Origin of the sequence: Pseudomonas retamae (assembly GCF_043496865.1) — a bacterium.
GTDB classification, from domain to species: Bacteria; Pseudomonadota; Gammaproteobacteria; order Pseudomonadales; family Pseudomonadaceae; genus Aquipseudomonas; species Aquipseudomonas retamae.
The window spans coordinates 233112-254548 of sequence record NZ_JBIEIL010000005.1 but is presented as its reverse complement, the minus strand read 5'-3'; the positions used below and the strand labels follow the sequence as shown (position 1 = coordinate 254548).

The following is a 21437-nucleotide window of genomic DNA, read 5'->3' as shown; positions in this document are numbered from 1 at the left end:
ATCTGATATTGCGAGACTGGAAGTAAACGAAAGTAAACACCTGGCACTTGTTTTCCTGTGGGAGCGAGCCTGCTCGCGAAGGCGTAGTGTCAGTCGACGAATCTGTTAACTGACCTCACCGCTTTCGCGAGCAGGCTCGCTCCCACAGGGGATTTTGGTGGTTGCTGGAATGTAAAAAGCCCCCGCAACCGTGAAGTTGCAGGGGCTTTTTGTTGGCGCGCTTCAGATCACTCTTCGGCGACCGAGTCCTTGCTTTGGCGCTTCTGAATCAAGTCCACCAACCGCTTGGCCAGCGCCGGGTAGTTCTCGTCGAAGTGATGCCCACCAGGCAATTTCACCGGCTCGCCAACAGCAGTCTTGTCGGTGCAGCCACTCTCGTCGGTCTCTTCTTCACCGTAGATGCACACCACCTTGGCCGCAGGCAGCTTGGACATTTCCGGGCCGGTGGCGGCTTCTTTGCCGGCGTTGCCGAGCCAGCCTTCGACTTCGATTTCGAAGCTGCCGGTGCGGGCGAAGGCCAGCAGGATGATCGCGTCGACGCGCTGTTGCTCGTTCTCTGGCAGGCGGTTGTAGATCGCCGGGAGGACGTCAGCGCCGAAGGAGTAGCCGGTGAGGATGAAGCGTTTGGTGCCCCATTTCTGCCGGTAGTGCTGCATCAGTTCAGTGAGGTCCAGTGCGCTTTGCTCCGGGCTCTTGTGCTGCCAGTAGTAGCGCAGGGTGTCGATGCCGACCACCGGGTAGCCGATCTTGGCCATTTCCCCGGCCACGTCGCGGTCGAGATCGCGCCAGCCGCCGTCGCCGGAGAGGAACAGGGTCACCGTGTCGTTGGCCTGACCGGCCGGCACTTCGACCACCGGGATCGCCAGACCACCGTTGGCCTTGTCGCCGCCGACGAGGATTTTGCGCAGTTCGTTATTCAGCACTTGCGGCAGGTTGATGTCGTAGTCGCTGATGCTGGTTTCGGCGTTCGGTTGATCGCGCACGAAGCCTGCGCTGGCGTCATCCGGGTTGTCGTTCCACGCCACCAGCCAGTGGCCGTGGGCGGCGGATTTCGGCAGCAGGTGGGTGCAGCCGGGTTTTTCCAGCGCGAGGTCGACGGAGATGGCTTGAGCCTTGTCGTTTTTCTGCTCGGCCAGCCAGCGCCAGGCCAATACCGCGCCCGGGCCGATGCCGCTGACCAGCGTGGCCGGGCCGTTCAGTTCACGCAGGCCCGATTGCAGGGCGCGGCTTTGCAGCAGGCAGTCCTTGGGCAGAATCACCTGAACGATCTGCGCCGAGGCGCTGCGGCTGAGGGTGGTCAGTTGTTTCTCGGAGAGCTTCTGCTCGTCGGTGACGGCCACCAGCACCTGAGCCTTCGGCTTGCTGCCCGGGATTACTCGGGTCATCGCCGCGCCGTCGGCCGGTTTGAGCTGTTCGAGGGTCGGTTCCGGTGCCGGGCGTTTGAGGTACCAGAAACCGCCGCCGGCAATCACGGCCAGCACGATCAGTGCAGCCAGGATGTACTTCAGGGAGCGTTGAATCATCAGCGTTTCACCAATCCAGTCAAGCCGCCCGCGATCAGGGCAGCAGTATCGGCCAGCGCCACCAACGGATCGAGTCCGGCGGGCACGGCCATATAACGGGGTTCCCAGTCAGGCTGGAACTTGTCTTTGAAGCGGCGCAAGCCTTGGAAGTTGTACAGCTGCTCACCACGGCGGAAGACCATCGAGCCCAGGCGCTGGGTCAGTGGTGCACCGCGGCGGGGTTGCAACCCCGACAACGGCACCATGCCCAGGCTGAAGCGCGCGTATCCGTGACTCTTATAATGTTGAATCAGGCCGACCATCATGAATTCCATGGTCAGCTTCGGCGCGTCCGGGTGCGCACGCATCAGGTCGAGGCTGGCCAGATCGTGGCTGTAAGTCTCGAGCAGGTTGGCGAACGCCACCGGGCGGCCTTCGAAGCGAATCACCGCAATGCGGAAATGCTTGAGGTAATCGTCGCTGAAGCGCCCGAGGGAAAAGCCTTTCTCGCGCACGTTCTTGCCGGTCAGCCAGGCATCGGAAATCACCTTCAGCTCGTCCATTGGCGCCTGACCCGGCTCATGGATTTCCAGCGACAGACCATCTCGGGTGCCACGGTTCCAGGTGTAGCGCAGATCCTTCATCTCCTTGCCCTTGGCTTCGAGATCAAAGCGCTGCAGATCGACCCGGGCCTCTTCGCCCAGCTTGATCGCCGTCAGGCCGATGTCCATGTAGTACGGCAGGTTCTCCGCACGCACTTGGTAGAACACCGGACGGGTGTGATGGATATCGCAGAGGTCACGGAACTGCCAGATCATTTCCGCGCGTTGCTGGCTCGGGCCGATCGGGTCGTACAGGGCCACCAGACTACGGCCACGGCGGGCGTACATCAGGAACGCCTCGTCGTTGGGGTGAAACAGCAACGCCTTGTCACCGGTCAGCGCGAGGCCGCCGTCGGGTTGCGACGACGCCATGAGGATTTTCGCCGCGCGAGCGAGTTCGTCCGGTGTCGGCAGATGAATCACCGGGCGTGCGGTCCGCAACAGCCAGGTCAAGGCAATCACCAGCAACAGCACGGCAGCGCCGAGCAGCGAACGCAGGCCGCGCGGGGCATCGGCGTCGAGGGTGAATTGCCACCAGAGCTGATGGCTGTACGGCACGTCCTGATAGGCGAACAGCAGTAGCCACGTCGACGCACCGAGGACGCACAGGCTGGCGACCAGATACAGCGGCGAGAACGGCAACTCGGTCAGGCGACTCGGGCGGTAGAACGAGCGACGGAAGACGCCGAGCAGCGCCGCCGTAAGGGTCATCAACGTGGCTTCTTCCCAGTCGAAGCCCTTGAGCAGCGAGAGCAGGGCGCCGACCAGCAACAGAATGGTGGTCAGCATCCACGCCGCCGACAGGCGCCGGCGCAAGCCTTGCGCGAGCAGCAGGCACAACACGCCGATCAGGCTGGCGCCGAAGTGCGAGGCGTCGACCAGACGATGCGGGATCAGAAAGCCGATGTGCTCCAGGCGCGTGTCGATTTCAGGAGTGGCGCCGGAAAACAGCAGCACCACGCCGGAGAGAAACACCAGCACCGCCAGAATCGGCGCGGCCAGACCGGACGCGGCGCGCATGGTCTGGGTCTGAAACAGGCGCTGGCCTTCGTTGATCAACAACAGTACGCAGGCAACCAGCAGCGGCAGCACCACATAAATCAGGCGATACAGCAGCAGCGCCGCGGCCAGTGGCGCCGCGCCGAGTTTGTCGGCGAACGCGGCGAGCAGAATCGCTTCGAACACGCCAACGCCGCCCGGCACATGGCTGAGCACACCGGCGGCCAGCGCCAACAGGTACACCAGCAGGAACGGCGCGAAGGGCGGCGCTTCCGGCAGCAACAGATAGAGAACGGTGGCAGCAGCTGCGACGTCGAGTGCAGTGATCACCAGTTGCAGGAGCGTCAGGCGCCGGCCGGGCAGGCGCAGGGTGCGGCGCCCGGCCCTGACCAGCAGATTATCGGGGTAGGGTTGTTCCGGCAGGCGGCGGCGATAGATGCCGATCGCCAATACGGCACTGAGAATCAGCACAGCGGCGGCGACGCAGCCCAGCAACACCTCGGACAGGCCAAGTGCTTGCGAAGCGGCGGGCAGGTTGCTCAACGTGGCCAGCGCGGCCAGCGGCGGCAAGGCGCAGCCCAGCGAAAGACTGGCGAACAGGGTCATGTGCGCGACTTCCGACGCACCGACGCCCAGCCGTGCATATAAACGATAACGGACCGAGCCGCCCGACAGCAGCGACAGGCCAATCGCATTGCCGATCGCAAACGCGGTGAAGCCGCCGAGGGCAAGCATGCGCGGTGGCAAGGTCACGCCGGCATAGCGGCTCGCCGACCATTCATATCCGAGCAGAATGATGAAGCCGACCACGGTCGCACCGATGGCGCCGAGCAATGCCGGTTTCGGCACGTCGAGAATCGAGTCGTGCAGCGCGTCGAGATCAAGCTCGGCGAGCAGATGGCGACAGGCAATCAGCGCAATGGCAAACAGCAGCAACGTCACGGCCAGACCGATCGGCTGGCGGTATTTGCTTAACCGATCCAGCCAGCGCAAACGCTCGGGTTTGATCGGTTGTTCTGCTGTGACGGTGTCTTGTGGATCAGACGAGTTGGCGCGCATCAATCACCTCTTGGATTGTGCGCGACAGGATGGAGGTATCCAGCCAAGTTACCAATCCCTGTAGAAAAAAATAATCACAAAATATTACGCCTCTCACCGGGTGTCGGCGAGGGCAGTCATGGATTGCAGGCGTCTTGTCCGCGACCTGAAGCATAGTCGTAACTCGGCGATCCTGAGATCCTGGACGATTCACTGCACGATGACAGCTCATTGTTGCGAAAGGACTTTTTCCACAGATACAAAAAAGGCCACTCTTTCGAGTAGCCTTTTTTGATGTTTGGTTGCGGGAGCCGGATTTGAACCGACGACCTTCGGGTTATGAGCCCGACGAGCTACCAGACTGCTCCATCCCGCGTCTGTGTGGCGGCATTCTACAGGCGAACGGCGAGGTGTCAACCGCTAATCCCGTAAAGAACCAAATAAGTGCGAAATCGCGGCAAACGGTCGCAGGGGGGGCGCGTAAGTTTCGGAAATGCAACGAATTACCGTTTCGCTATGGAGAGAGCAGGGGCGGCTGTTTGCAAAACAGGCGCGCACAAAAAAGGCCACTCTTTCGAGTAGCCTTTTTTGATGTTTGGTTGCGGGAGCCGGATTTGAACCGACGACCTTCGGGTTATGAGCCCGACGAGCTACCAGACTGCTCCATCCCGCGTCTGTGTGGCGGCATTCTACAGAGCTTTGCCGATGTGTCAACAGCCGATTGGGATAAATCTGTTCAGGTTCAATTGGTTAGCGTTTTTCAGTGAGAGTTTTTCGGCCCGCAGGGCAGGCGCAGCAAGGGTTTCGGCTCTATTGGGGGGCTTCGTTTGATTGAGAAATTAAATTCAACGGTTGTTTCCTACAGCCGGTCAGGAACATTCAACACCACTGGTGCTATATACAGGTGTCAGTGAGATACTGCCGGTCTGGCTCGCCACGTTCCCTTTTCTGACATGACTCAGCGAAAAATCATCCACATTGACTGCGACTGCTTTTATGCCGCCATCGAAATGCGCGATGACCCGCGTCTGGCTGGCAAGCCCTTGGCAGTGGGTGGTTCGGCGGATCGGCGCGGGGTGATTGCCACCTGCAACTATGAGGCGCGCGCCTACGGTGTGCGCTCGGCGATGGCTTCGGGGCACGCGTTGAAGCTGTGCCCGGATCTGACCATCGTCAAGCCGCGCATGGATGCCTACCGCGAAGCGTCCAGGGAGATTCATACGATTTTTGCCGATTACACCGACCTGATCGAGCCGCTGTCGCTGGACGAGGCTTATCTCGACGTATCGGACAGTGCGCATTTTGGCGGCAGTGCCACGCGTATCGCCCAGGACATTCGGCGACGCGTCTCCAATCAATTGCACATCACTGTTTCTGCTGGCGTGGCGCCGAACAAGTTTCTGGCAAAGATCGCCAGCGACTGGAAGAAACCCAACGGCCTGTTCGTGATTACGCCGGATCAGGTTGAAGATTTTGTCAGTGGCTTGCCGGTGAGCAAGCTGCACGGCGTCGGCAAGGTCACTGCCGACAAGCTGGGTAAACTCGGCATTGTCGATTGCGCACATTTGCGTGAGTGGGGAAGGCTGGCGCTGGTGCGTGAATTCGGCAGTTTTGGCGAGCGCCTGTGGAATCTTGCCCGGGGTATCGACGACCGGCTGGTGCACAACGACAGTCGTCGGCAGTCGATCAGCGTGGAAAATACCTACGACGCTGATCTGCCGGATCTGCGCAGCTGTCTCGACAAGTTGCCCGAATTACTCGACACCCTGAAAACCCGCATGGCGCGGATCGACAGCAGCTATCGGCCGGGCAAGCCGTTCGTCAAAGTGAAATTCCATGATTTCACCCAGACCACGCTGGAGCAGGCCGGGGCAGGGCGGGATCTGGGCAGTTATCAGTTGATGCTGACGCAGGCGTTCAATCGTGGCGGCAAACCGGTGCGGTTGCTTGGGGTCGGAGTGAGGCTGGAGGATTTGCGCGGCGGGTTTGAGCAGATGGAGTTGTTTGAGCGGTAGATTTGCGCGCCTGAAAGTCGGCCTTCGCGAGCAGGCTCGCTCTCACATTTTGGAATGCATTCCTCTGTGGGAGCGAGCCTGCTCGCGAAAAGCTTTAATTCGGTCCCGGATCCGCCACCAAGCGTCCAGCATCCCGAGTCAACGACTTGAGAAACTCAGCCTGCAATTCAGGATCGTTGCGCGTCAGTTCGATCAGGCTTTGTTCCAGTTCGCTGGCCTCTTCTTCCAGGCCCAGCTCCGAGAGACGTTTGACCCGGTGCACCCACTGGCTCACCTCGTCGTCTTCGAGGTCGTCATAAATCAGCCCGTGCGCTTCCAGCAACTTGTCACGCAGGTGACTGCTGAGCATCAACGTTGAATCGGAATGCACGTCGTCCTTGGCGTCCTCGACACTGATCTGCAAGCGGCCGATATGATTCAGATCGTTCTCGGCGAACGGACTGTCGAGCAGGTTCAGTCGCAGTACGCCGTTGCGATCAGTGGTCATGTCGAAAGTCTGCTTGCCAGCCTTGACCTGTACCGGCCGCTCGCTCCACGGCAGGCTCGAATATTCCGTGCGCTTGTCGCGCTGGACTTCGTCGATACCCGCCAGATTCTGCTGCGCGCGCCCGTTGGATTGCGCATTCATGAATGGATTGAGACCGGCGAAACCGTAGCTGAACCAGTCCTTGGTCATGCTGTCCGGCAGGTTGCCCAGCGCAAACACATTGACCACGTTGGCACCGACACCGCCAACCACGGCGACCGCGCCCAGCGGGATCTCATAGACTTCGCGCCAGGGCTGGTAAGGCGTGTAACGGTCGTAACGCCGAGTGACCTCGAACTCGGTGACCTCGAAGGTCTTTTGCTCGTTGATCTTCACGCGTCGTTGCGGCAGCTCGAGCACCTTGGGCTCGCCGACATCGATCTGCAGGCTGTGATCGAGCAGCTTTCGCTCGACGCGCTCTTCGTGCTCGCTGCGCTGCGACATGTGATTGGCGCAGCCGCTGACCAGCAGGGCGCCGCACAGGGCGGCGCCACCGAGGCCTAAGGTGTTTCGCTTGAACATGACGTCTCTATCTGGTTTCAGCGGCGGATACGGGCCTGCAGGAAGGACAGTACGTCGGCGACCGGCAATGCTTGCGCTTCGCCTTCGGTACGACTCTTGTATTCCAGGTTGCCTTCGGCGAGGCCGCGGTCGCTGACCACGATCCGGTGTGGAATGCCGATCAGCTCCATGTCCGCGAACTTGATGCCCGGGCTGGTCTTCTTGTCGCGGTCGTCCAGCAGCACTTCGAAGCCGGCGGCCGTCAGTTCGGCGTACAGCTTGTCGGTGGCTTCGCGCACTTGCTCGGTTTCATAACGCAGCGGCACCAGGGCGATCTGGAACGGCGCCAGTGTGTCGCTCCAGATGATGCCGTTTTCATCGTTGTTCTGCTCGATCGCAGCCGCGACCACGCGGGACACGCCAATGCCGTAGCAACCCATTTCCAGGGTCACCGGCTTGCCGTTCTCGCCCAGCACTTCGCACTTCATCGCCTTGCTGTACTTGTTGCCCAGCTGGAAGATGTGCCCGACTTCGATGCCGCGCTTGATTTCCAGCGTGCCCTTGCCGTCGGGGCTTGGATCGCCGGCGACCACGTTACGCAGGTCAGCGACGGTGGGAACCGGCAGATCACGTTCCCAGTTCACGCCGAAGTAGTGCTTGTCGTCGATGTTCGCGCCAATCGCGAAGTCGCTCATCAGCTCGACCGAGCGGTCGATGATGATCGGCAGCGGCAGGTTCAGCGGGCCGAGCGAACCGGCGCCGGCGCCAATCGCGTCACGCAGGTCGGCATCGGTGGCCATGACCAGCGGGCTGGCCACGCCAGGCTGCTGGGCGGCCTTGATTTCGTTGAGTTCGTGATCGCCACGAACGACCAGCGCAATCAGTTTGCCTTCTTCTTCGGCGCGCACGATCAGGGTCTTGATGGTCTTTTCAATCGGCAGATTGAATTTCTCCACCAGAGCCGCGATGGTCTTGGTGTCTGGCGTATCGACCAGACGCAGCTCTTCGGTCGGCGCCGGACGCGAAGTTTCCCGAGGCACGGCTTCGGCTTTCTCGATGTTCGCCGCGTAGTCGGAGCCGTTGCTGAAGACGATGTCGTCTTCGCCGGATTCGGCCAGTACGTGGAACTCGTGCGAGCCGGCGCCACCGATCGAGCCGTTGTCGGCTTCAACCGGACGGAATTTCAGGCCCAGACGCGTGAAGATGTTGCAGTAGGCTTCATGCATGCGGTCATAGGTAATCTGCAGCGATGCCTGATCCGCGTGGAAGGAGTACGAGTCCTTCATGATGAATTCGCGGCCACGCATCAAGCCGAAGCGTGGGCGGATTTCGTCACGGAATTTGGTCTGGATCTGATACAGGTTGATCGGCAGCTGCTTGTAGCTGCTCAACTCGTTGCGCATCAGATCGGTGATCACTTCTTCGTGGGTCGGGCCCGCGCAGAAATCGCGACCATGGCGGTCTTTGATGCGCAGCAGCTCAGGGCCGTATTCTTCCCAGCGCCCCGATTCCTGCCACAGTTCGGCCGGTTGGGTGCTCGGCATCAACACTTCCAGAGAGCCGGCAGCGTTCATTTCTTCGCGAACGATGGCTTCAACCTTGCGCATCACCCGCAGGCCCATGGGCAGCCAGGTATACAGGCCCGAGGCGAGTTTACGGATCATGCCGGCGCGCAGCATCAGCTGGTGGCTGATCACGACCGCATCGGAAGGCGTTTCTTTCTGTGTGGCGAGCAAAAATTGACTGGTGCGCATGGTTGGCCGTTGTCGGTTGCTTTGACTGGAAATGACGGAGCAGTGTACCGGCGAGTTTTGTCGACGTACAGGCGTGCGGCCGCTGGTGAGGTCCGACGGCGCAATTCCTCCCGCCGTCGGCGAAACGTCTTACGATTCTTCGACGGTCGGGGTCGGGGTCGGTGCGGGCTCGGGCGTGGGCGTCGGGCCTTCGCGGCGGCTCTCCTGAAACCAGTGCAGCGCGATCAGCACCAGCGTCGGCACGCCGAGCAGGGCGGTGATGAGGAAGAAACTGTGGTAGCCGAACTTTTCCACCAGTACGCCAGAATAGCCGCCCATCAGTCGCGGCAGCAGCAGCATGATGGAGCTGAGCAGGGCGTATTGGGTGGCCGAGAACTTCAGGTTGGTCAGGCTCGACAGGTAGGCCACGAACGCTGAGGTCGCCAGGCCGGAACTGAAGTTGTCCAGCGAGATGGTCACCACCAGCATCTGCAGATTCGGACCCATGTCAGCGAGCATCACGAACAGCAGGTTGGTTCCCGCCGAGGCTACACCGCCAATGAATAGAATTGGCAAGATGCCAAAGCGCACGATCAGCAGGCCGCCCATGCCGGCACCGACAAGGGTCATGATCAGGCCGAAAATCTTGCTGACGCTGGCGATCTGGTCCTTGGTGAACCCCTGGTCGATATAGAACACGTTGGCCATGACGCCCATGACCGTGTCCGACATGCGATAGGTGGCGATCAGGCCGAGCAGCAGCAGCGCTTGCCAGCGGTAACGCAAAATGAAGTCGTTGACCGGGGTGAGTACCGGCGCCAGGCCGCGGCGGCCCATGGCTGAAAGACACAGACCGGTCAGCAGGGTGTAGAGAATTGCACGCAGAAACGCGCGGTCTTCAAGCAGCAGGTCGAGCGGGCTCATGTCGCCGAACAGCACGCTGGCGAAATCGGTGTTATAGAGCTGAGTGAACATCGCCGGTACGGATACCAGCAGGATGATCAGCACGAATACCGACATCAGTTGATGCATGAAGGTGTAACGCCCGGCCTGCAATTGCGTACGCAACGGTACGGGTGGTTCACGCATGAACAGCGTAGTCAGCAGGGCGGGCACCATCAACGCACCGAACAGCACATAAGTGCCGGTCCAGGCTGCATGTTTATAGTTGAAACCCGTGGAGCCGAAACCTTCGGCGAAGAACAACGCGCCGGCGGTGGCGAGCAGGGCGGCGACGCGGTAGCCGGACATGTAGCTGGCGGCGAGGGCCGCTTGCCGGCTGTCATCGGCGATTTCCAGGCGATAGGCGTCGACGGCGATGTCTTGCGTGGCGGAAGCAAAGGCGACCACCACGGCGATCGCGATCAGCCAGGACAAGTGCTTTTGTGGGTCGCAGAAACCCATGCCGATCAGCCCGAGAATCACCAGCGCCTGCGAAAGCACCAGCCATGAACGGCGACGGCCGAGCTTGCCGAGCAACGGCAGGCGCCATTGGTCAAGCAGCGGCGACCAGACCCATTTGAACGCATAGGCCAGACCGATCAGGCTGGCATAGCCGATCGTTTCACGGGCGACACCGGCTTCACGCAGCCAGACCGAAAGCGTTGAAAACACCAGCATGTACGGCAGGCCGGCGGCAAAACCGAGCAACAACAGCACGAGCGTCGAAGGACTGGCATAGGCGGCGAGCGCGGCGCGCCAGGTTTTACGGGGCATGGGCTGAAGTCTGCCTCAAGATTGCGAAAACAAAGCGCGCACTCTAACCGCTGTGCTCTACCGGACGCCAGCCATGGCGCCGAATATCCACACGATTGTTCAGGACGGTGATGCCTTCCAGGCGCAGTCGCGCCCGTTGTTCATCACCGGACGGGCTGCCCACGGGCAGGCTGATCCGCCCGCCAGCGCCCAGCACCCGATGCCATGGTAAGCGGGTGTCGGCGGGCAACTGACTCAGGGTTCGCCCGACCCAGCGCGCGGCGCGCCCCAGCCCGGCCAGTTCAGCCAACTGCCCGTAGCTGACCACTTTGCCCTCGGGCACCTGCGCAAGGGTGGAGTAGAGCGCCGTGCGTCGGATTTGCGCTTCGCTGTCATGGGCGTCGGTGGGTGCTGTCACGGGCGTGGTTCCTGAACCGGGGCTTTTTCAAGGTGTTCAGAGTAATCCGTTGCCGCGCAGTTGAGAAATGAACTCATTGGAAATCGCCCGGTCAGTCCTTGTCAGGGTCTTATTCCTACGGATAATGCCGACCTTTTCCGACAACTTGAGCCCTTGATTCGCCTATGTTTTCCAGATCCCTGCTGTGCCTAGCTGTTTTCAGTGCCTCAACGCCCCTGCTTGCCGACACCGTCTGGTTGAAGAATGGTGACAAGTTGAGCGGCACCATCAGCGTCTTCGATGGCGGCAAGCTGTTGATCCAGACCAAGTATGCCGGTGCGGTGACCATCGACTGGAAAGAGGTCAAGACCCTGGAGAGCGAGCAGCACCTGCTGGTCAAGCAGGATGCCTACACCGGCGAAGTCTCCAAGTCGCTGACCGCGGCGGACGACGGCAAGGTTACGCTGGCCAACGGTGACGCGCCGAAAACCGTCGAGCTGGCGAGCATTCAGCAGATCCTCAAGCCCAAGCCGATCGTCACTGACCTGGTGTGGAAGGGCAACGTCGATCTGGCGCTGGATTATCAGCGCGCCGAGAAAGACACGGATGACTACGACGTCGCATTCAAAACCTCGGCGCGCCACGGTCGCTGGCGCCATACCGCCGAAGGTGAGTACAACCGCGAAGTGCAGGACGCTGAAACCACCACCAACAACTGGCGCGCCGAGTATTCCCTCGACCGCTTCATTACCGATCAGTGGTTTTGGCAGGGCCGCCTGAACTACAAGCGTGATCACGTCGAAGAGCTGGCGCGCCAGCGGGTCGTCGGTACCGGTCCGGGCTATCAGTTCTGGGATGATGAGTTGGGTGCATTCTCGCTGGGCTCATTGCTCAACCGCACCGATTACGAATACCGCGATGGCAGCAAGGACAACTTCTATTCCGTCGCCATGAAGTGGGACTACAACCGCTACCTGATTGGCAAGAAAGTCGAGTTCTTCACCAACGGTGAAGTCGGCAAGCCGCTGTCGGGCGTGGCCGATTATGCACTGGATGCCGAACTGGGCCTGCGCTACAAGGTCACCGACTGGGCCTCGCTCAACCTCAAGGCGGAGCGCGACATCATCAGCGGTACCAACGATGCGGATCTGAACAAGACCCGCTATACCGCAGGGTTTGGCGTGGCCTGGTAAGTCATCGATAAAAATCGCAGCCGTTGTCGGGCTGCGATTTTTTTTGCCTGCACCAAACAGACGCCCACAAAAAAGCCCCGCTTTAAGGGCGGGGCTCTTTTCTAAAGAAGCTACAAGTTAGATAACTTGTACTTCTTCAGCTTGCATGCCTTTCTGACCGCGGGTAGCGATGAAAGAAACCTGTTGGCCTTCTTTCAGGCTTTTGAAGCCGTCGGATTGGATAGCTTTGAAGTGAACGAACAGGTCGTCACCGGATTGTGGAGTGATGAAGCCGAAGCCTTTTTCATCGTTGAACCACTTAACGGTACCGGTTTGGCGATTAGACATGGTGTAACTCCTTGAACAAAGATAACTGCGACTCAGGAAGAACCCTGGCCGAGACTGAGTGCAAAGAGCAGGAAAAATTCTTGTAGATGGTTGGATCGAAATTCAACATATCGTGTAGAGATTCTCAGTGACACAAGCAACACAGTGACGCCACCTTAACCCTTTTTCCGGAACGTGCCAATGCTTGTTGCAAAGGTTTCTGTGTTTTCGGGATCGGCGGTGTGACAGTTCGTCGCCGCAGCCCGTATTTCCAGGGTGTTCGCCGAGAATTGCAGTGCGCACTTTGAACGAGGCGGCGCGCCCGGTAAGATGCCGGACAGAATTTTTCCACCTCGCTATTCAGGACAAACCCGCCATGAGCATCAAATCGGACAAGTGGATTCGCCGCATGGCGCAGGAACACGGCATGATCGAACCGTTCGTCGAGCGCCAGATGCGCGGCAGCGACGACAGCCGGGTGATTTCCTACGGCGTATCGAGCTACGGCTACGATGTGCGTTGCACCAACCACTTCAAGGTGTTCACCAACATCAACTCGGCGATTGTCGATCCGAAGAACTTCGACGCCGGCAGCTTCGTCGACATCCACAGTGACGTCTGCATCATCCCGCCGAACTCCTTCGCCCTGGCCAGCACCGTCGAATACTTCCGCATTCCACGCAACGTGCTGACCATCTGCCTGGGCAAAAGCACCTACGCGCGCTGCGGCATCATTGTCAACGTCACGCCGCTGGAGCCCGAGTGGGAAGGCCACGTCACGCTGGAGTTCTCCAACACCACCAACCTGCCGGCGAAAATCTACGCCAACGAAGGTGTGGCGCAGATGCTCTTCCTCGAATCCGATGAGGAATGCGAAGTGTCCTATAAGGACCGTGGCGGCAAATACCAGGGCCAGCGTGGCGTGACCCTGCCGCGCACCTGATCGGTCTTCCGACAGAACGCGGGAATTCTTTGGCGGGCAGGCACTCTATGAGGTGTACTGCCCGTTTTTGTTTCCAGCGAAACGGGCCTTCGCCGAGGAGTGCCCTATGAAGATCGATCCGCAAATCACTGCCGAACTGGCAAGGCTTGAGCCCAATCAGGTTGGCGTATTGGCCTGGTCCTTGTTGGCGCATCCGCCTCTGAGTGCGGCTGGCGGAGTTCCCGGTCAGCCCGATCCCGATACTCCCAATGAACAACCGACCGAACCCGGCGAGCCAACCCTGCCGGACGAACCGCCTCCGGCGCCTGTCGCCTGATCCTCTGTCACCGGTATGGCCCGTCAGAGACTAACTGACGGGCCATATTTCGTTATCGCCGATCACAAAGACTTTGCAGGTTTCGTCGCGCTCGACCTGAAAGCCCCCGGTGAACGCACCGAATGCCGGCATCAGGCTGATGCGCTCGCCCAGCCGGAAACAGGCCAGGCGCAAGCTCTGCCGCCCTTTACCGTGTAGTCGATAGACCGGATGCACATGGCCGGCGAGTACATGCCGTTCGGGATGCGGATCGGGTTCATGTTGCAAGGCGAACGGGCCCAGCAGCAGCGGTTCTGGCACCACGCGAATATTCAGCGAGGCCGGCGGGTCCCCCGCGCGTTTGTCGTGATTGCCGCGAATCAGCGTCATCGGCAGATCAGCGTGCCGCGCTCGCCATTCAGCCAGCGCGTTCAGCGTATTTGGCGCATGGGAACCCGGCCCGTGGAGAAAGTCGCCGAGGAAGATCAACTGGCGGCACGGCAGCCTCGCCAGCAATCCATCGATCACCGCGATATTGCTCGCAGTGGTGCCGTGCGGCACCGGCTGGCCAAGGCTGCGATAGGCCGCTGCTTTGCCGAAATGTACGTCGGCGATCAGTAGTGCCTCCTGCGCTGGCCAGTACAGGGCTTTCTCCGGCAGCAACCACAATTCTTCACCAGCCAGGCGCACCGGATACGCCGCGCTCACGACGACTTGCCGTTGTCAGCGGTTTTTTCCAGATCACCGACCATTCTTCTGATCCTGTCAGCCAGTTTTTCCGAGCTCATGCTTTCCCGCATGCGTTCGACCAACAACGGAAAGCCCAGCGGTGTCGGGCGTTTGATCAAATGCACATCGAGTTTCATTCGGTTGATCCGCTGCAAGGTCTGCTCCAGTCGAGCGATATCCAGTTCTTCACGCAACACTTCTTCCCCGGCCTGGGCCAGCAGCAGGTTGTCGGCATCGTATTGTTTGAACACTTGAAAGAACAAACCGCTCGACGCCTGCACCTGGCGGGTGCTTTTCGGCGCGCCGGGATAACCGGCGAAGACCAGCCCGGCGATCCGCGCGATCTCGCGAAAGCGCCGTAGCGCCAGTTCGCCCGCGTTGAGGCTGGCCAGCACGTCGGCCAATAGGTGATCGGCATTAAACAGCGCGTCATTCAAATGTTCAGCCCAATCCACGGGCGTGGCACTGAGCAGTTCCAGTCCGTAATCATTCACCGCTATCGAGAACGTCACAGGTTGGCGCTGGCTGACCCGCCAGGCCAGCAGGCTGGCCAGCCCAAGATGCACCTGACGCCCGGCGAACGGGTAGAGGAACAGGTGCCAGCCTTCGCGGGATTTCAGTACCTCGGCCAGCAAATTTTCCGCGGTGGGCAGGCCGGACCAGCGCATCTGCGTGTCCAGCAAGGGCCGCAAGGCGTGCATTTCCGGCCCGGCAAACTCGCCTTGAGCGGCCGCGGTGAAGCGCCTGACCACGGCTTCGGCCAGCTCGTTGGAAAGCGGCATGCGCCCGCCATTCCAGCGTGGCACGGCGGCTTTTTTCGCGGTGCTGCGTTTGACGTAGGCGGTCATGTTTTCCACGCGCACCAATTCCAGCAAGCGCCCGGCGAACAAGAAACCGTCTCCCGGTTTAAGCCGGGCGATAAAGCCTTCTTCGACGCTGCCCAGCTGCTTGCCACCGCCGCCCTTGCTCCAGAACTTCAGATTGATGCTCGCATCGCTGACGATGGTGCCGATGCTCATCCGGTGGCGCCGCGCCAGACGCGCATCCGGCACACGCCAGACGCCATGTTCGTCGGGCTCGACCCTGCGGTAGTCCGGATAAGCTGTAAGAGACATGCCGCCATGGCGTACGAAAGCCAGCGCCCAGGCCCAGTCAGCCAGTGTCAGGTCGCGATAAGCCCAGGCGCCGCGGACTTCTTCGTACAACTCTTCAGGAATAAACCCACCGCCAAGGGCCATGCTGACCAGATGCTGCACCAGCACATCCAGAGGCTTGTGCGGCGACAGGCGCGGCTCGATGCGGCGCTGCTCGACCGCATCGCGGGCGGCCACTGCTTCGATCATTTCCAGACTATGGGTCGGCACCAGCGTCACCCGCGAGGTGCGCCCCGGGGCGTGGCCGGAACGCCCGGCCCGTTGCATCAAGCGTGCGACGCCTTTGGCCGAACCAATCTGCAGCACGCGCTCGACCGGCAGAAAATCCACGCCCAGATCCAGACTCGAGGTGCACACCACGGCTTTCAGATGACCGTCCTTCAATGCCTGTTCGACCCAGTCACGGGTATCGCGCGACAGCGAGCTGTGGTGCAAGGCGATCAACCCGGCCCAGTCCGGTCGGGCTTCCAGAAGGGCCTGATACCAGATTTCCGATTGCGCCCGGGTGTTGGTGAACACCAGGCTGCTGGCGCAGGCATCCAGTTCGGCGACCACTTGCGGCAGCATCTTCAGCCCGATGTGCCCGGCCCAGGGAAAACGGTCGATGGCCGGTGGGAGCAAGGTGTCGACGGTCAGGGCTTTTTCGCTTTGTCCTTGCACACTCACGCCCCCACCCTGTGGGATCAGCACCTGTTCAGCGTGGGATTGATTACCAAGAGTGGCGGAAACACCCCAGACGATCAGTTCCGGCTGCCAATGGCGCAGGCGGGCGAGGGCCAGTTGCAGTTGCACGCCGCGCTTGTTGCCGAGCAGTTCGTGCCATTCGTCAACGACGATCATGCGCAAGGTCGACAGCGCGGTGCGCGCATCGGCGCGGGCGAGCAGCAGGGTCAGGCTCTCTGGCGTGGTGATCAGCGCGGTCGGCAGGCGCCGGCCTTGACGGGCGCGCTCGCTGCTGCTGGTGTCGCCGGTGCGCAGGCCAATGCTCCAGGGCAGTTGCAGATCATCGACCGGTGTCTGCAAAGCGCGCGCGGTGTCAGCAGCCAGCGCGCGCATGGGGGTGATCCACAGCACGGTCAGCGGTTCGGCGGGTGGTTTGCGTTTGCGCGGTGTTTCGACGGCGGCGCGCGCACGGGCGTAGCGGTTGAGCGCAGCGAACCACACGGCGTAGGTTTTACCGGCACCGGTGCTGGCATGCAGCAGCCCGGACTCGCCATTTTTCACCGTCGCCCACACCTGCTTTTGAAACGCGAAGGGCTTCCAGCCGCGAGCGCTGAACCAGGTTTTTGCAAGGTCGGGGGATTTCGCCATGCCGGCTGCGTGCGCTCTGGAGGGGTTTTTTCAGAGACAGCGAAGCGGGGGGACAAGTTTAACTTTGTGGGTTGACGCATATCCCCTGTGGGAGCGAGCCTGCTCGCGATAGCGGTGTATCAGTCACAAATGCATTGACTGGTATGACGCTTTCGCGAGCAGGCTCGCTCCCACATGGATTTGTACTGATCGTTATTTCAGGTTGCCGCTGAGGAATTGCTTCAGCCGTTCGCTTTTCGGATTGCCCAGCACATCCTCTGGTGCGCCTTCCTCTTCAACCAGACCCTGATGCAGGAACAGCACCTGATTCGACACCTTGCGCGCAAAACTCATTTCATGGGTAACCATGATCATCGTCCGGCCTTCTTCGGCCAGACCCTGAATCACTTTCAGCACTTCGCCGACCAGTTCCGGGTCCAGCGCCGAGGTGGGTTCGTCGAACAGCATCACTTCCGGTTCCATCGCCAGCGCCCGGGCAATCGCCACGCGCTGTTGCTGGCCACCGGAGAGAAACGCCGGGTATTGCTCGGCGACCCGCGCTGGCAAGCCGACTTTGTCCAGATAGCGTCGGGCGCGATCCTCGGCTTCCTGTTTGCTGCAACCCAGCACCCGGCGCGGGGCCATGGTGATGTTTTCCAGCACAGTCATGTGGCTCCACAGATTGAAATGCTGGAACACCATGGCCAACCGGGTGCGCAGGCGCTGCAGCTCGTTGGCGTCAGCGACGTGCATGCCGTGGCGGTCGGTGACCATGCGGATCGACTGGCCATCGAGGCTCATGGCGCCGTCGTTGGGTTGCTCGAGAAAGTTGATGCAGCGCAAAAATGTGCTTTTGCCCGAGCCGCTGGCGCCGATCAGGCTGATCACGTCGCCGGTCCTGGCCTTGAGCGAAACGCCTTTGAGCACCTGATGGTCGCCATAGCTTTTATGCAGGCCTTCAACGGTCAGTTTGTACATGGGACGAACATCCTCAAGGCGAAAGTAGGTAGCCGCTGCGATAGGCTTCAGCGCCCGCGACGTGGGCGATGACCATGCCGGCAGTGGCCATGCGCCGCAGCGAGCGGGCGTACAGCAGGCCCGCGGCGGTGCAATGAATGGGGGTGACGCGATCGTGGATCGGGTCAATGATTTCGGCGATTTGCTGACCGGCCTCCAGGTACTGCCCGGCGGTGGCGGTATACACCAGCAGGCCGCCCACCGGAGTGGTTACCGGTTCGACGCCGGCCAGCGGCGTGGCAGGGTACGGCAAGGACGGTTGTGGCTTGGTTTCGCCGACAATCGCATCGAACTGGATCAGATAATCGATCAGCGCCTGGCAGTCGCGGCTGGCCAGTGGATGGGTGACGTCACCCTGACCACGCAATTCGACAGTGACCGAGAAACTGCCCAGCGGAATCTCGAAGTGTTCGCCGAAGCGCTCCTTGAGTTGCCACCAGAGCAGGGTGAAGCATTCGTCGAACGACTGACCGCCAGAGTCGGTGGCGAGCAGGCTCGCCTGCGCACCGATGTAGCGCGCCAGCGGTTCGACCTGCGGCCAGGCTTCCGGCGTGGTGTAAAGGTGCACTACCGATTCAAAGTCGCAGTGCAAGTCGAGCACCATGTCGGCGTCGCAGGCCAGCCGTTGCAGGGTCAGGCGCTGCGATTGCAGTTGCGTGCTGGCGGTCTGGCGGGCGAGGGCAGCGCGCAGGCTGGCGCGGATCAGTTCGAGGTTGTGTTGCGGGTCGTCGCTGAGCTGGCCTTCGATGGCGTTGCCGATTTCCTCGCTGAGGTCGACGAACCAGCGGTTGAAGTTCTGCCCGCTCTCCAGCTCGTAGCGGCCCAGCGGCACGTCCATCAGCACTTGCTCGAGGCCGACCGGATTGGCCACCGGCACCAGCACGATTTCGCTGCGCAGGCGGCCGGCGGCTTCCAGCTCGGCCAGCCGTTGCTTGAGGTGCCAGGCCACCAGCATGCCGGGCAATTCGTCGGCATGCAGCGAGGACTGGATATACACCTTGCCCTTGGCCTGCTCCGGGCCGAAGTGGAAGCTGTGAATCTGTCGTGCGGTCCCCGGCAGCGGGGCCAGCAAGTCATGAATCAGGTGGCGCATTGTTTATCTCTTCAGTTCCTGAGCTGGGCCTAGTGCGTCGGCCCGAGGAAGGCCAGCCAGCGCCGTTCGGCGAGACGGAACAGGCCGACCAGCGCAAAGGTGATGGTCAGGTAGATCAGCGCGGCAATGCCGAACGACTGAAAGGTCAGGAAGGTCGCCGAGTTGGCGTCCCGCGCGACTTTGAGGATATCGGGAATGGTCGCGGTGAAGGCCACGGTGGTCGAGTGCAGCATCAGGATCACTTCGTTGCTGTAATACGGCAACGACCGGCGCAACGCCGACGGCATGATCACGTAAGCGTACAGCTTCCAGCCGGTCAGGCCGTAAGCCTTGGCCGCTTCGACTTCGCCGTGGTTCATGCTGCGAATCGCCCCGGCAAAAATTTCCGTGGTGTAGGCGCAGGTGTTCAAGGCAAAGGCGAGGATCGTGCAGTTCATCGCATCGCGAAAGAAACTGTCGAGCAGCGGTTGTTCACGCACCGCCGCCAGACTGTAGATCCCGGTGTAGCAGATCAGCAGCTGGATATACAGCGGCGTGCCCCGGAACAGATAGGTGTAGAACTGCACCGGCCAGCGAATATAGAAGTGCGGCGAAACGCGGGCGATCGACAGCGGAATCGAGACGATGAAGCCGATGCAGATCGAGGCGGTCAGCAGCCACATCGTCATCGCCAGCCCGGTGATGTTCTGGCCGTCGGTATAAAGGAAGGCGCGCCAGTATTCCTGGAGGAGTTCGATCATCGCACCGCCTCCCGGGCACCCGCCGCGTAACGGCGTTCGAGCCAGCGCAGAATGAAGTTGGACGCACTGGTGATCAGCAGATAGATCAACGCGGCAAGGACCAGGAAGTAGAACAGTTGATAGGTGCTTTTACCGGCGTCCTGCGCGGCTTTGACCAGATCGGCCAGGCCGATGATCGACACCAGTGCGGTGGCCTTGAGCATCACCATCCAGTTATTGCCGATGCCCGGCAGGGCGAAACGCATCATTTGCGGAAACACCACGAAGCGAAAGCGCTGACCGCGTTTCAAGCCATAGGCGGTGGCCGCTTCGACCTGACCGCGCGGTACCGCGAGGATCGCGCCACGGAAGGTCTCGGTGAAATACGCGCCATAAATGAAGCCCAGGGTCAGTACGCCGGCGCTGAACGGGTCGATCTCTATGTATTCCCATTCCATATAGTCGGTCAGCGACGTCAGCCAGGTTTGCAGGCTGTAGAAGATCAGCAGCATCAGCACCAGGTCCGGCACACCGCGGATCAGCGTGGTGTAGAGCTGGGCGGGCAGGCGCAGCACTTTGACTTTCGACAGTTTGGCACTGGCGCCGAGCAGGCCGAGCAACACGGCCACCAGCAGCGACATCGCCGATAATTTGATGGTCATCCAGGTGCCTGCCAGCAGCAACGGGCCGAAGCCCTGCAGACTGAAGGAGGCCAGCCCCAGATTTTGCAGAAGGGTTTCAAACATAAATCAGCAACCTGAACGGATGGAAAAGGCGCCCATCGAGGATGGGCGCCGGGGCATTATTTGCCGCTGTACAGATTCAGATCGCCAAAGTGTTTCTTTTGAATCTCGGCGTATTTGCCGTCGTCGTGTAACGCTTTGATACCTTTATCCAAAAGGGCTTTCAGCTCGGTGTTACCTTTCTTGATACCGACAGCCGTTTTGGCTGGCAGCAATTCGCTGTCGACCGGCTGGCTGATTTCGTAATCGGCGCCTTTAGGCGACTTCAAAAAGCCCAGTTCGGCTTGCAGCATGTCCTGGATACCGGCGTCGAGACGACCGGAAGTCAGGTCGGAGTAAACCTGATCCTGGTTCTGATAGGCCTGGGTTTTTACGCCAGCCTTGTCCAGCACGGCTTTGGCGTAGGCTTCCTGAATGGTGCCTTGCTCGTAACCGACGGTTTTGCCCTTCAGCGACGCAACGTCAGCGGTGATGCCCGAGCCTTTCTTGAACACGTAAGCGGTAGGGCCGGAAAACAGCTCGCTGGAGAAGTCGATGACTTTCTCGCGGGCCGGGGTCACGGTCATCGACGAGATCACACCGTCGAACTTGTTGGCCTTGAGGCCCGGAATCATGCCGTCGAAATCGCTTTCGACCCACTTGCACTTGACCTTCAGTTCGGCGCAGATCGCGTTACCCAGGTCGATATCGAAACCCACCAGGCTGCCATCGGCCGCTTTCGACTCGAACGGTGCGTACGAAGGGTCAACGCCAAAGCGCAGCTCTTTGTATTCCTTGGCCAGCGCGGAGCCGGCGGCCATGCACAACGCCAGTGCAGAAAGGGTCAGCAATGCTTTTTTCATTATTCAATCCCTAAGAACCAATATGAGCGCTTGTGGCGCAGAATTATTGTTACTGCAACGCTTACGACCTATAGAAAGTAGCAATTTCCGAACCAGAGTGCCGAA

18 protein-coding genes and 2 tRNA genes are annotated in these 21437 nt (G+C 60.6%); 4 read left to right on the top strand and 16 right to left on the bottom strand.

Annotated elements, in window-relative coordinates; all coding sequences use genetic code 11:
* Positions 1–227: 227 nt before the first annotated feature.
* The 4 genes from ACGSLL_RS12880 to ACGSLL_RS12865 form a co-directional block, all read right to left on the bottom strand.
* Positions 228–1523: a virulence factor family protein gene (locus ACGSLL_RS12880; RefSeq protein WP_394506319.1), complete on the bottom strand. Its 1296-nt coding sequence runs from the start codon at positions 1521–1523 to the stop codon at positions 228–230.
* Positions 1523–4162 carry a bifunctional lysylphosphatidylglycerol flippase/synthetase MprF gene (gene mprF, locus ACGSLL_RS12875; protein ID WP_394506317.1) on the bottom strand — a complete coding sequence of 880 codons (2640 nt, stop codon included), beginning with the start codon at positions 4160–4162 and terminating at the stop codon, positions 1523–1525. The genes ACGSLL_RS12880 and mprF overlap by 1 nt, the downstream gene beginning before the upstream one ends.
* A gap of 278 nt (positions 4163–4440) precedes the next feature.
* Positions 4441–4517: transfer RNA gene (locus tag ACGSLL_RS12870), tRNA-Met, on the bottom strand.
* Positions 4518–4737: 220 nt separating this feature from the next.
* Positions 4738–4814, bottom strand: a tRNA-Met gene (locus ACGSLL_RS12865).
* 280 nt (positions 4815–5094) lie between these two features.
* On the opposite strand from ACGSLL_RS12865, the gene dinB reads away from it, so the two are divergent.
* Positions 5095–6156 carry a DNA polymerase IV gene (gene dinB / locus ACGSLL_RS12860; protein ID WP_332762444.1) on the top strand — a complete coding sequence of 354 codons (1062 nt, stop codon included), beginning with the start codon at positions 5095–5097 and terminating at the stop codon, positions 6154–6156.
* Between the two features lie 94 nt (positions 6157–6250).
* Here the strand turns inward: dinB and ACGSLL_RS12855 are convergent, their stop codons facing one another.
* From ACGSLL_RS12855 to ACGSLL_RS12840, 4 genes are all read right to left on the bottom strand, one after another.
* Entirely contained in the window at positions 6251–7204 is a 954-nt protein-coding gene (locus tag ACGSLL_RS12855) for a hypothetical protein (RefSeq protein ID WP_394506314.1), read from the bottom strand.
* A gap of 17 nt (positions 7205–7221) precedes the next feature.
* Complete coding sequence (locus ACGSLL_RS12850) at positions 7222–8937, bottom strand: proline--tRNA ligase (RefSeq protein WP_394506312.1); 1716 nt, start codon at positions 8935–8937, stop codon at positions 7222–7224.
* A gap of 129 nt (positions 8938–9066) precedes the next feature.
* Entirely contained in the window at positions 9067–10632 is a 1566-nt protein-coding gene (locus ACGSLL_RS12845) for an AmpG family muropeptide MFS transporter (RefSeq protein WP_394506310.1), read from the bottom strand.
* Between the two features lie 43 nt (positions 10633–10675).
* Entirely contained in the window at positions 10676–11029 is a 354-nt protein-coding gene (locus tag ACGSLL_RS12840) for an MGMT family protein (RefSeq protein ID WP_394506308.1), read from the bottom strand.
* Positions 11030–11193: 164 nt separating this feature from the next.
* Here ACGSLL_RS12840 and ACGSLL_RS12835 point away from each other — a divergent pair, with 164 nt between their 5' ends.
* Positions 11194–12201 (top strand): DUF481 domain-containing protein, encoded by a 1008-nt coding sequence (locus ACGSLL_RS12835; RefSeq protein WP_394506306.1) that lies wholly within the window; start codon positions 11194–11196, stop codon positions 12199–12201.
* A gap of 117 nt (positions 12202–12318) precedes the next feature.
* On the opposite strand, the gene ACGSLL_RS12830 is transcribed toward ACGSLL_RS12835, so the two are convergent.
* A complete protein-coding gene (locus ACGSLL_RS12830) occupies positions 12319–12528 on the bottom strand; it encodes a cold-shock protein (RefSeq protein WP_002554837.1) in 210 nt (69 codons plus the stop codon).
* A 355-nt stretch (positions 12529–12883) separates the two neighbouring features.
* Between ACGSLL_RS12830 and dcd the strand changes: the two genes are divergently transcribed.
* Both dcd and ACGSLL_RS12820 read left to right on the top strand, forming a co-directional pair.
* Complete coding sequence (gene dcd / locus ACGSLL_RS12825; RefSeq protein ID WP_007940589.1) at positions 12884–13450, top strand: dCTP deaminase; 567 nt, start codon at positions 12884–12886, stop codon at positions 13448–13450.
* A gap of 106 nt (positions 13451–13556) precedes the next feature.
* Positions 13557–13766: a hypothetical protein gene (locus ACGSLL_RS12820; protein ID WP_090282088.1), complete on the top strand. Its 210-nt coding sequence runs from the start codon at positions 13557–13559 to the stop codon at positions 13764–13766.
* A 30-nt stretch (positions 13767–13796) separates the two neighbouring features.
* Here ACGSLL_RS12820 and pdeM read toward each other — a convergent pair whose 3' ends face one another.
* The 7 genes from pdeM to ACGSLL_RS12785 form a co-directional block, all read right to left on the bottom strand.
* On the bottom strand, positions 13797–14453 hold the full coding sequence (gene pdeM, locus ACGSLL_RS12815; protein ID WP_394506303.1) for a ligase-associated DNA damage response endonuclease PdeM: 657 nt from the start codon (positions 14451–14453) through the stop codon (positions 13797–13799).
* On the bottom strand, positions 14450–16939 hold the full coding sequence (locus tag ACGSLL_RS12810) for a ligase-associated DNA damage response DEXH box helicase (RefSeq protein WP_394506301.1): 2490 nt from the start codon (positions 16937–16939) through the stop codon (positions 14450–14452). The genes pdeM and ACGSLL_RS12810 overlap by 4 nt, the downstream gene beginning before the upstream one ends.
* A 192-nt stretch (positions 16940–17131) precedes the next feature.
* Complete coding sequence (locus ACGSLL_RS12805) at positions 17132–17896, bottom strand: ABC transporter ATP-binding protein (protein ID WP_394506299.1); 765 nt, start codon at positions 17894–17896, stop codon at positions 17132–17134.
* Between the two features lie 13 nt (positions 17897–17909).
* Complete coding sequence (locus ACGSLL_RS12800) at positions 17910–19028, bottom strand: succinylglutamate desuccinylase/aspartoacylase family protein (protein ID WP_090282092.1); 1119 nt, start codon at positions 19026–19028, stop codon at positions 17910–17912.
* A 29-nt stretch (positions 19029–19057) separates the two neighbouring features.
* The gene (locus ACGSLL_RS12795) at positions 19058–19768 is read right to left on the bottom strand and encodes an ABC transporter permease (protein WP_090282093.1); all 711 of its coding nucleotides are present in this window, start codon (positions 19766–19768) and stop codon (positions 19058–19060) included.
* The gene (locus ACGSLL_RS12790) at positions 19765–20493 is read right to left on the bottom strand and encodes an ABC transporter permease (RefSeq protein WP_394506296.1); all 729 of its coding nucleotides are present in this window, start codon (positions 20491–20493) and stop codon (positions 19765–19767) included. The genes ACGSLL_RS12795 and ACGSLL_RS12790 overlap by 4 nt, the downstream gene beginning before the upstream one ends.
* 56 nt (positions 20494–20549) lie before the next feature.
* Positions 20550–21332: a transporter substrate-binding domain-containing protein gene (locus ACGSLL_RS12785; protein ID WP_042608231.1), complete on the bottom strand. Its 783-nt coding sequence runs from the start codon at positions 21330–21332 to the stop codon at positions 20550–20552.
* Positions 21333–21437: the final 105 nt, after the last annotated feature.

Excerpts from the sequence above, each read along its gene's own strand:
- ACGSLL_RS12880 (WP_394506319.1), bottom strand. The coding sequence starts at position 1,523 with ATGATTCAACGCTCCCTGAAGTACATCCTGGCTGCACTGATCGTGCTG.
- mprF (WP_394506317.1), bottom strand. The coding sequence starts at position 4,162 with ATGCGCGCCAACTCGTCTGATCCACAAGACACCGTCACAGCAGAACAA.
- dinB (WP_332762444.1), top strand. The coding sequence starts at position 5,095 with ATGACTCAGCGAAAAATCATCCACATTGACTGCGACTGCTTTTATGCC.
- ACGSLL_RS12855 (WP_394506314.1), bottom strand. The coding sequence starts at position 7,204 with ATGTTCAAGCGAAACACCTTAGGCCTCGGTGGCGCCGCCCTGTGCGGC.
- ACGSLL_RS12850 (WP_394506312.1), bottom strand. The coding sequence starts at position 8,937 with ATGCGCACCAGTCAATTTTTGCTCGCCACACAGAAAGAAACGCCTTCC.
- ACGSLL_RS12845 (WP_394506310.1), bottom strand. The coding sequence starts at position 10,632 with ATGCCCCGTAAAACCTGGCGCGCCGCGCTCGCCGCCTATGCCAGTCCT.
- ACGSLL_RS12835 (WP_394506306.1), top strand. The coding sequence starts at position 11,194 with ATGTTTTCCAGATCCCTGCTGTGCCTAGCTGTTTTCAGTGCCTCAACG.
- ACGSLL_RS12830 (WP_002554837.1), bottom strand. The coding sequence starts at position 12,528 with ATGTCTAATCGCCAAACCGGTACCGTTAAGTGGTTCAACGATGAAAAA.
- dcd (WP_007940589.1), top strand. The coding sequence starts at position 12,884 with ATGAGCATCAAATCGGACAAGTGGATTCGCCGCATGGCGCAGGAACAC.
- ACGSLL_RS12820 (WP_090282088.1), top strand. The coding sequence starts at position 13,557 with ATGAAGATCGATCCGCAAATCACTGCCGAACTGGCAAGGCTTGAGCCC.
- ACGSLL_RS12810 (WP_394506301.1), bottom strand. The coding sequence starts at position 16,939 with ATGGCGAAATCCCCCGACCTTGCAAAAACCTGGTTCAGCGCTCGCGGC.
- ACGSLL_RS12805 (WP_394506299.1), bottom strand. The coding sequence starts at position 17,896 with ATGTACAAACTGACCGTTGAAGGCCTGCATAAAAGCTATGGCGACCAT.
- ACGSLL_RS12800 (WP_090282092.1), bottom strand. The coding sequence starts at position 19,028 with ATGCGCCACCTGATTCATGACTTGCTGGCCCCGCTGCCGGGGACCGCA.
- ACGSLL_RS12795 (WP_090282093.1), bottom strand. The coding sequence starts at position 19,768 with ATGATCGAACTCCTCCAGGAATACTGGCGCGCCTTCCTTTATACCGAC.
- ACGSLL_RS12790 (WP_394506296.1), bottom strand. The coding sequence starts at position 20,493 with ATGTTTGAAACCCTTCTGCAAAATCTGGGGCTGGCCTCCTTCAGTCTG.
- ACGSLL_RS12785 (WP_042608231.1), bottom strand. The coding sequence starts at position 21,332 with ATGAAAAAAGCATTGCTGACCCTTTCTGCACTGGCGTTGTGCATGGCC.